A 7,615-nucleotide genomic window follows, 5' to 3' on the forward strand; every position below is an offset into this window, starting at 1 on the left:
TTTTGTGAGTCGGTCGACCAAGGTTAGTATGGTCTGGCAACAGGTGCGAGCCTTAGCCCATATCGAGGATGTTCGCATTCACGATTTGCGTCATACCTTTGCCAGTTATGCGGTGTTAGAGGGGTTCCCTATTCCGATGGTGTCGAAACTGTCGGGTCACACGCGTATTTCATCCACGCTTCGTTATGCTCACGTGGATGATGTGCAAGTATCGCAATCTGCTGAGGCGATAGGGGAAGTTATTAGTGGAATATTATCAGGCCAGCTTGTGAATAACCCTAAAACTCGAAAAGTGAGAGCCTCCAAATCTAAGCCGACGAAATCTCCCCCTAAACGCAGAGGAAGACCTATCAAAGTAATACCGGAACTGACCGAGAAGGAGGTTGAACGGTTTAGATATGAAGTGGATTTTTGGGAATGGTGATTAAAATATCTGTCGGAATAACATAAGTACATCAAATTTTAAGATTAGGTTTTTTGGTAAAGTTTGTGTTTTGGGGAGTCACACTTGGAGTTCTGTGAATAAGTGTACGCGAGAACTAACGCTTTTCTCTAAATATTAATTATTAATTATTAATTTTAGGCCATTCGATAAAGACTGATAGGTTCGACGCTCTTTGTTTAACATCATAGGGTAGGCAGCTAATCAATGGACAAGAGTAAAGGATTGACGAGAGAGCAAATAAGGTCTTTTCGCCGAGGATGGTTATTTAGGACCATTACCGAGGTTCGCAAATGTCGAATTAATTCAAGATGTTTTAACGGAAGTTAGGGAGATAGCTCAAAGCCCAGAGCCGCATCCCCTGTATGGTCGTTATTCTGTCAGGGATTGGCATTTAGTATCGACGAAAATTAAAGAGTTGCTCACAGATTCAGCTTTGATCCCAAAGCTACAGTCTCTGATTGGAGACGATTTAGCTCTTTGGCGCTCAAAAATTTTTCACAAGAAATCTGGAGAAAACGGTACAGGTTGGCACCAAGAGTGGGGAGATTTCGATGGTGAAGAAATTGGCAATAATAAGCCTAGTTTAAGGCCTAAACATGAAAGGCGGGATCGTTGGTGGAATTTAACTGTTTGGGTCGCCCTTACTGATGTTGAGCTTGATTGCGCTCCGTTGCGTTTCATTCGTGGTTCACATAAAAAACAATATCCTAAAACCATGGTTCCAATGACAGAATCTGAGTTTTGGCATGATCCATTTATTGACTGTAAAACAATCGAAGATGTTGTCGAAAGGGCGAACAATTACACACTAGTATTGGACGTTGATACCAGTGGGCTTTTTGAAAATTATCAAATTAGTGGGAAATCATTCGAGGATGTTAAAGCCTATGTTCGAGCTGAACTTGCAAAATTACCTGCAAAAAAAAACATTGGGTGTAGACGAGAGCCAAGAAGATATAGTGACGATCCCTATGAAAAAAGGGGAATTTGTTATTTTCACGGAAAGAACCATGCATGGTTCTCTTCCTAATACATCTTATAATGACCGGTTTGGCATTAATTTTAGAGTAACGGCAACGGATACGGAAATTTATCCATTTCGACACTTGGGCGACTTTATTGATGGCTCAAACATAGATATCACAAGACATTCGAGCTTACTGCTCTGTGGTAAGGATCTGTCTAACACACGTAACAGTTATACGTGAGAAGGGAGGTTAGAAAGTGATTATCAGCAAACAAATGCATGACATGAATATTCTGAATGATGCTTCTGCCTTACTTGGGTGTTCGACTTCTAAAGAGCTCTATCAAAAATTAAGAGCTTTAATAGAGCGACACGAGACTGTGAGAGTGAAGACAGGAATAAACCTTGTGGCAGCAGAAGGCCCTATGAGTTTACAAGCTCGGGGACTACTAAGTTGTGACTTGGGGTCTAGAGCCTCAGGCGGTTCTATTGGGCGAAATAACCGCTTTTTTACGGGGCTTGATCAAGCTGATGAAATAGAAGCACTTTGCATAGTATTACTTAAGGAATTATTTGAATGCAATCATGCAGACCCTAGGCTTTTAGGAGGGCTTCATGCTAATACGGTTGTCTATGCAGTTCTCAAAAACCATTTCAACGTATCAGATATGTCCACCCTCAATACATTTTATGGTGGTAACTCAAGTAACCATAGTTTAGGCCCCCCGGGGATCTTGAACTATTCCATTTCAGATCTTCCTGTGGATCCGAATACCCTCGAAATTGACTTAAACGCCTTTGAATACATGGCTAAGTTTAGACACCCGAAATTAGTGAGTTTAGGGGCAGGTCTCAACCTTTTTCCCTTTCCTGTAAAAGAGATAAAAGACATTATTTCTCGTTGGGGAGGGATGTTACTTTTTGATGGCTCACATCAAGCAGGGTTGATTGCTGGTGGAGTTTATCCAAACCCTCTGTCTTTGGGAGCTGATATCTACACTGCATCGACAGGAAAGACGTTTAGTGGTCCTCAGGGAGGAGTAATTTGTTGGAATTCGGAAAAGTTTTCTTCTCCGATTAGCACGACTATATTCCCAAAGCTAACTGGTTCACATCAACTTAATCGAATTGCTGCCCTGACGGTCTCATGCTTAGAATTAAAGGAATATGGCCTTGAATATATGGCTCAAGGGATACTTAATGCTAGGCAACTTGCTAGTAATTTACAGGCGCACGGGTTGGAGGTGCTCTGTTCTGATGAAGGCTTTACTGAAACTCATCAAGTTGTTGTGAAATGGACTCGAGAAGAAGGTGCGCGTTTAGCATGCTACCGTCTAGCTGATGTTGGGGTTTTTGCTAATGCAGTCCCACTTCCTGAAGATAGAGAGTTGTTATCTGGGATACGTTTTGGTGCAACAGAAATTACTCGATTAGGGGTTACACAAAGTCAAATAGTTGTTTTAGCTGAGGTAATCGCAGGCGTTCTACAAGGTAATTACAATTTGAAGGAGGCGCGTAATGTAGTAAGTGAGTTAGCCTCAACATTTTCTGGCTTTAAATATAGCTTGGAGGGTGGACAATGATTTCAATTACAGAACTGTTTACTTACTTATTTGTTACGTTGCTATATGCGTTTATGCCCGGTCCTGCAATGCTTTACAGTATTGCTCAAGCTGTGTCAGGAGGGAAGAAAGTAGGAATTATGGCAGCTTTTGGCCTTCATATAGGAGGTTATTTTCATGTAATTTTAGCTGTATTAGGTTTGTCTTCTGTGCTTTTAGCTAATCCTTCTCTCTATTCTGCCATTCAAAAGCTAGGAGCTCTCTATCTTGTTTGGTTGGGTTTCCAACGTATCTATCTATCAAAAAAATTACGTATTACTTCTTGTGAAAGCAATCTTACCTCTCCTAAAAGAACGTTTATTGATAGTGTCATTGTAGATATTCTGAACCCTAAAGCCGCAATTTTCTATCTTGCTTTTCTCCCACAGTTTGTGAATGAAGCAGGAAGTGTTGCTGTTTGGCTCCAACTGCTTATTTTGGGAGTTGTTACGAATTTATTGTTTAGTAGTGCTGATCTGTTAAGTGTTTTGATGGCGAGTCATCTACAGAAAAAGTTTCAAGCAAGAAGTAACTGGGTTGATTTTTTCTCAAGGTGGTCTGGTAGTATTTTTATACTGTTAGGTGTTATGGCCTTGGTAAACTCCTCGTACAATTAGGGGAAGGGACACACTTCTCGGATTTTTAATTCAAGTTGATTTACGATGTAATGACTTAGGTTAGACGGTAGTGTTACTCGTTACTTAATTCGGAGTTAGCTGCCACTCATGTTGTGAGGAGGAGTGATAAATGGAATATCCACTTATAGGAGCATGTCAGTGCGGGCAAGTGACCTATGACTTGTATGAAAAACCACTAATGGTCTTTGCTTGTCACTGTACAGAGTGCCAAAAACTGTCTACCAGCCCATTTAGCATTACAGCAGTTGTCGATGCCGAGAAAATAGAGTTTTCTGGTCAACTGAAAACTTGGGAACGTTTAGCTGATAGTGGCAATCGTAATTGCGCGATGTTCTGTCCAAATTGTGGAAACAGAATTTACCATTTCAATCCAGATGCACCGCAAACGGTTAAATTAAAGTTAAAACCAACTGATATGTCGGCAGCTGATATTTTCGAACCTCAAGCACATGTTTGGGTTAGTGAAAAACTAGATTGGTACCAAATACCAACTAATGTAAAGGTTTTCCCTGAGCAGCCGGGGTAGCGGTGAGCAAGTGTTTAAGATATTAAAATACTTGTTCTAATCTATTGAGGTTTAGGGAGTTTCATTGCATTAACTTACTTTTGGCCAGAACTTTCATAGGTTGAATCTTTATCTGTGGCACTTTCTAACTCGAAAGTGCCCCATTATTGGCTAGACCTTTTACTCATTCACACCCTGTTCATGGGTTTTTACCATATTAAAACTTATCCACTCTTCTCATACTGTTAATCCCCGTGATGTTTCACGGGGGTAGATTCCACCTTTCTTTCAGCGTTAGCTACCTTAAGTTCTTTTTCAATCAGTTTGTAGGTGTTTGAGGGGTATAAAAAAGCCTCGCGCTTGGCGAGGCTTTGGTTATCTAAATGTTCTGGATGCATCGCGATAAAAGTTTTCATGACTGCCCAACGCCATTAAGGTCAGGACTAACGTCCCGTATTCATCGTAGTTGTACCCAAGCAAGGTGAGCTGCTTGTTCATCTTAAACTTGTGCACCCTAAGAAAAGACAAATCGCCTTTCTTCATCACGCCAATAAAAGGGTTTTCTATAACCTCTTTCACTGCTTTATCTAGATCTTGTTTTTGGTTTTTGTGTAGCTTTTTTACTGTCTTGGCAAATGTCGTAGTTTGCTCAATCTTTGTTACTTTCGCTAAATTCATAAGAGGTCGTATTCCCGTGCTCTAATTCGGCTTTAGCGATGATTGCCTGCAGTACGAACTCGTAGGTTAAGTCAGGGTTATCCTCCATGATCTTGCCTATTTTCGCCCAATGCTCAATTTGCTTGGGGGTCGTTCGATTTAAAGCTGTTCCAATGGTTGCAGCTCTATCTACTAGGCTCTCATCAAGTCTAACGCTTGTAGTAGCCATATGTATTACCTTGGTCATTTGTTTGTTGATGTCAATTGTAGCGCATTGCATCATATGTGGCAACTTGCAACAAAAGCCCTGCTAGTGGGCTTTTTCACTTCTCATAAGTGACAATGAACTTAACCTCTAAGGTCGTGCTCTTCTGATGGCTCCTCCATACCGGAGATAATGCATCATTTACTAAATTAGAAAAAGCTTCTGTCCAAAGGTGTGCCATGAAACTCGAAAATGCCCCATTAGAAGTTACGACCGATTGATTACTCATTTCAGAAACCTGTGATTTGGCTTACTTTTCCTTATGCAAACCACATCTACTGTATTGATATAAGTGTAACGGACCTAGGTATATTAATGTAACGCCAGTCTCTATAGCGGCAACTTGGTCGGCTCAAGGGTGGTATGGGACTCGTTGCACTTGGCGTTAATCTCTTATATTTTAGTAACTTAACATTTATGATCAAGGAGTAGACAATGAAGTTGAAAATAAGGGAAGCTTTACCAATATGTGCCATCATGTTGCTAACGGCATGTGGTGGTGACTCTGATAGTGCCGATGATGTAAATGCAGCAACACCAATCAATTCACCTACAGATGCTTTAAGTCAGTTAGTTTCGTCAGGAACGTACCCAGACTTAGACACTAGTGATTCGCTTACAGGTTCAGTCACCAATAACGAAGCCATTCGAGACGATATATTGGCATATATTGAAGCGGCTAACTTATCAGCAAGTCAAAAGACACAAGTTAAGAGTATTGCCAGAACTACCCAAGAAGCTGTCCTTGTTGATCATTCTGATATCGATGCAGTCCTCCAAGTTGATGAAGAGTCTACTGTAGCTATCGGTTGCTTGAGTTTAGCTTTTGATAACCCTGCCGATGCACATCAAATTCTAAAAGCGATAGAACATTACACAGCAAACACTCGTGAGCGCGCAGCGGCATATTCAGCGTTCAATGAAGCTCTTGATGGCACTGTGACGCGCCTACCATCTAATATCGATTGCGTGGAATGATGTATGAAAAAAATTATTATAACCGCTTTAGCTGCGTCAATCTCTTTCAATGTAAGTTCTGCAACAGTTTGTGAAGTACCAGGGTATGTCGTTGGCTTTTTTAATGGAGTGTGGAATACAAAAAATGAAGCGAAATTAGCGACATTTGAATTCCAAAAGCAAATTGGAAATGAGTACAATTCAGAGCCTGTAGCATACGAGACTTTTTATAACGTAACTGGTTCATCGGTTAGTGCATCAGCGTTTCAAGATATAGCAGAAGTATTTATTCAGCGAGCGGAAGAAATAGACCCCGATCTCGGCGGTAGATTTGATATCTTTTGGTCAGCAATTACTGGTGGTGGAGCTGATGGTTTCTTAGATAAAGTCTACAATATTGTCAGCGCCCCTAGTGACTTGGTGTTGGGGCTACTTACTGAGCTTTACGACTGGGCATCATCCCAAACAGTTGCACTTGTTAGTCATTTGTTTTCTTCACCGCCAACAGCAAGCGATTACGCTCGTCATAACACGAGGATTCAGACGTTAGGCACACAGGGCGCAAAAATGCTGTTTATCGCCCACTCCCAAGGTAATCTTTTTGCTAATAATGCCTACAACGCAGCATTGGAATTGGATAACCTAGATGAATCTAATCTTGGGGTAGTCCACATTGCACCAGCTTCACCACAACTGAATGGACCTTATACACTAGCCGATCTCGATTTGGTGATAAATGGTTTAAGAGCTGTAGGGACAGTGCCCGATACAAATGTCTCGATACCAGTCAGCCATTTAGAGGTTGATCCATCTGGTCACACTCTCATACAAACCTATTTAAATACTTCTTTACAACCAGCTGGAATGATAAGAAACGATCTCCAATCGGAGCTGGCGTCATTACAAACTCCTGAAGCAATCGCTTCTACAGGGTCGTTCACAGCAACACTCAGTTGGAATGGTCTAGGTGATGTTGATTTGCATACGTTTGAACCCAATGGGATGCAGGTGTACTACCAAAATAGGGTAGGTAACGTTGGTGAGTTAGATGTTGATAACACCAGCGGCTATGGGCCAGAGCATTACTTCGCCACTTGTGACAGAGACAGCCTCGAACTCGGGGTATATAGTATCGGTGTGAATAACTACGCTCGTGCAGAAGGTCGAATTGCAACTGTTCAAATATCGACAGGTAGTATTTCGGATGTTCTAACTAAGTCAGTTACACTTGGGGAAGCTCAAGGTTCATCAGAGAATGCCAACCCATTACACATGATGAATGTTGTGGTTTCTGAAAACGACAGTGGTGGCATTGAAATAGGGGCTTTCTAGTAACCTTAAAGGGCCGTTTACCTATAGTAATATAATCTGATAGCCCTACTAAAACATCATTTGATGTTTTAGTAGGGCATTGCGTTTGGTCTACCAATTTCCGATACATTGTATGATTCGGAGTAGTAAATTTTGTCCGAACGACTTAGTCGCCAATCTGAACGTAACTCGGAAATGTCCAGAGGCTTCATAGACCTGAAGTTTTACTCGTCGTCGCGACTCAAGGCGAGTTCCAATGATATATTTTG

The 7,615-nt window shown here is 41.3% G+C and carries 10 protein-coding genes; 8 read left to right on the forward strand and 2 right to left on the reverse strand.

Annotated features, from left to right (window positions below):
- The 6 genes from AB4653_RS02930 to AB4653_RS02955 form a co-directional block, all read left to right on the forward strand.
- Positions 1–424: tyrosine-type recombinase/integrase (locus AB4653_RS02930; protein WP_372090916.1), on the forward strand; the 424-nt coding region annotated here is incomplete at its 5' end.
- A 427-nt stretch (positions 425–851) separates the two neighbouring features.
- A complete protein-coding gene (locus AB4653_RS02935; RefSeq protein WP_346762943.1) occupies positions 852–1,475 on the forward strand; it encodes a phytanoyl-CoA dioxygenase family protein in 624 nt (207 codons plus the stop codon).
- Positions 1,417–1,653, forward strand: coding sequence for a phytanoyl-CoA dioxygenase family protein (locus AB4653_RS02940; protein ID WP_240798339.1), 237 nt, complete (start codon positions 1,417–1,419; stop codon positions 1,651–1,653). Before AB4653_RS02935 ends, AB4653_RS02940 begins: the two co-directional genes overlap by 59 nt.
- 16 nt (positions 1,654–1,669) lie before the next feature.
- Complete coding sequence (locus tag AB4653_RS02945) at positions 1,670–2,995, forward strand: hypothetical protein (protein ID WP_017102637.1); 1,326 nt, start codon at positions 1,670–1,672, stop codon at positions 2,993–2,995.
- The gene (locus tag AB4653_RS02950; RefSeq protein WP_017102638.1) at positions 2,992–3,630 is read left to right on the forward strand and encodes a LysE family translocator; all 639 of its coding nucleotides are present in this window, start codon (positions 2,992–2,994) and stop codon (positions 3,628–3,630) included. The genes AB4653_RS02945 and AB4653_RS02950 overlap by 4 nt, the downstream gene beginning before the upstream one ends.
- 130 nt (positions 3,631–3,760) lie before the next feature.
- Positions 3,761–4,177, forward strand: a complete 417-nt coding sequence (locus AB4653_RS02955; protein WP_017102639.1) for a GFA family protein — start codon at positions 3,761–3,763, stop codon at positions 4,175–4,177.
- A 354-nt stretch (positions 4,178–4,531) separates the two neighbouring features.
- On the opposite strand, the gene AB4653_RS02960 is transcribed toward AB4653_RS02955, so the two are convergent.
- Positions 4,532–4,834: a type II toxin-antitoxin system RelE/ParE family toxin gene (locus AB4653_RS02960; protein WP_017100444.1), complete on the reverse strand. Its 303-nt coding sequence runs from the start codon at positions 4,832–4,834 to the stop codon at positions 4,532–4,534.
- A complete protein-coding gene (locus tag AB4653_RS02965) occupies positions 4,806–5,042 on the reverse strand; it encodes a TA system antitoxin ParD family protein (protein ID WP_017100443.1) in 237 nt (78 codons plus the stop codon). The genes AB4653_RS02960 and AB4653_RS02965 overlap by 29 nt, the downstream gene beginning before the upstream one ends.
- 471 nt (positions 5,043–5,513) lie before the next feature.
- Here AB4653_RS02965 and AB4653_RS02970 point away from each other — a divergent pair, with 471 nt between their 5' ends.
- Together AB4653_RS02970 and AB4653_RS02975 are read left to right on the forward strand one after the other, a co-directional pair.
- Positions 5,514–6,056 (forward strand): hypothetical protein, encoded by a 543-nt coding sequence (locus AB4653_RS02970; protein WP_102258348.1) that lies wholly within the window; start codon positions 5,514–5,516, stop codon positions 6,054–6,056.
- Between the two features lie 3 nt (positions 6,057–6,059).
- Positions 6,060–7,367 carry a YfaP family protein gene (locus AB4653_RS02975; protein WP_229648405.1) on the forward strand — a complete coding sequence of 436 codons (1,308 nt, stop codon included), beginning with the start codon at positions 6,060–6,062 and terminating at the stop codon, positions 7,365–7,367.
- The last annotated feature ends 248 nt before the right edge of the window (positions 7,368–7,615 follow it).

It is taken from the genome of Vibrio sp. 10N.222.48.A3 (genome assembly GCF_041475345.1).
Taxonomy (GTDB): Bacteria; Pseudomonadota; Gammaproteobacteria; order Enterobacterales; family Vibrionaceae; genus Vibrio; species Vibrio tasmaniensis_A.

What these genes read in the sequence shown, in the direction of transcription:
- AB4653_RS02940 (WP_240798339.1), top strand. Translation starts at nt 1,417, where the DNA reads ATGAAAAAAGGGGAATTTGTTATTTTCACGGAAAGAACCATGCATGGT.
- AB4653_RS02950 (WP_017102638.1), top strand. Translation starts at nt 2,992, where the DNA reads ATGATTTCAATTACAGAACTGTTTACTTACTTATTTGTTACGTTGCTA.
- AB4653_RS02955 (WP_017102639.1), top strand. Translation starts at nt 3,761, where the DNA reads ATGGAATATCCACTTATAGGAGCATGTCAGTGCGGGCAAGTGACCTAT.
- AB4653_RS02960 (WP_017100444.1), bottom strand. Translation starts at nt 4,834, where the DNA reads ATGAATTTAGCGAAAGTAACAAAGATTGAGCAAACTACGACATTTGCC.
- AB4653_RS02965 (WP_017100443.1), bottom strand. Translation starts at nt 5,042, where the DNA reads ATGGCTACTACAAGCGTTAGACTTGATGAGAGCCTAGTAGATAGAGCT.
- AB4653_RS02970 (WP_102258348.1), top strand. Translation starts at nt 5,514, where the DNA reads ATGAAGTTGAAAATAAGGGAAGCTTTACCAATATGTGCCATCATGTTG.
- AB4653_RS02975 (WP_229648405.1), top strand. Translation starts at nt 6,060, where the DNA reads ATGAAAAAAATTATTATAACCGCTTTAGCTGCGTCAATCTCTTTCAAT.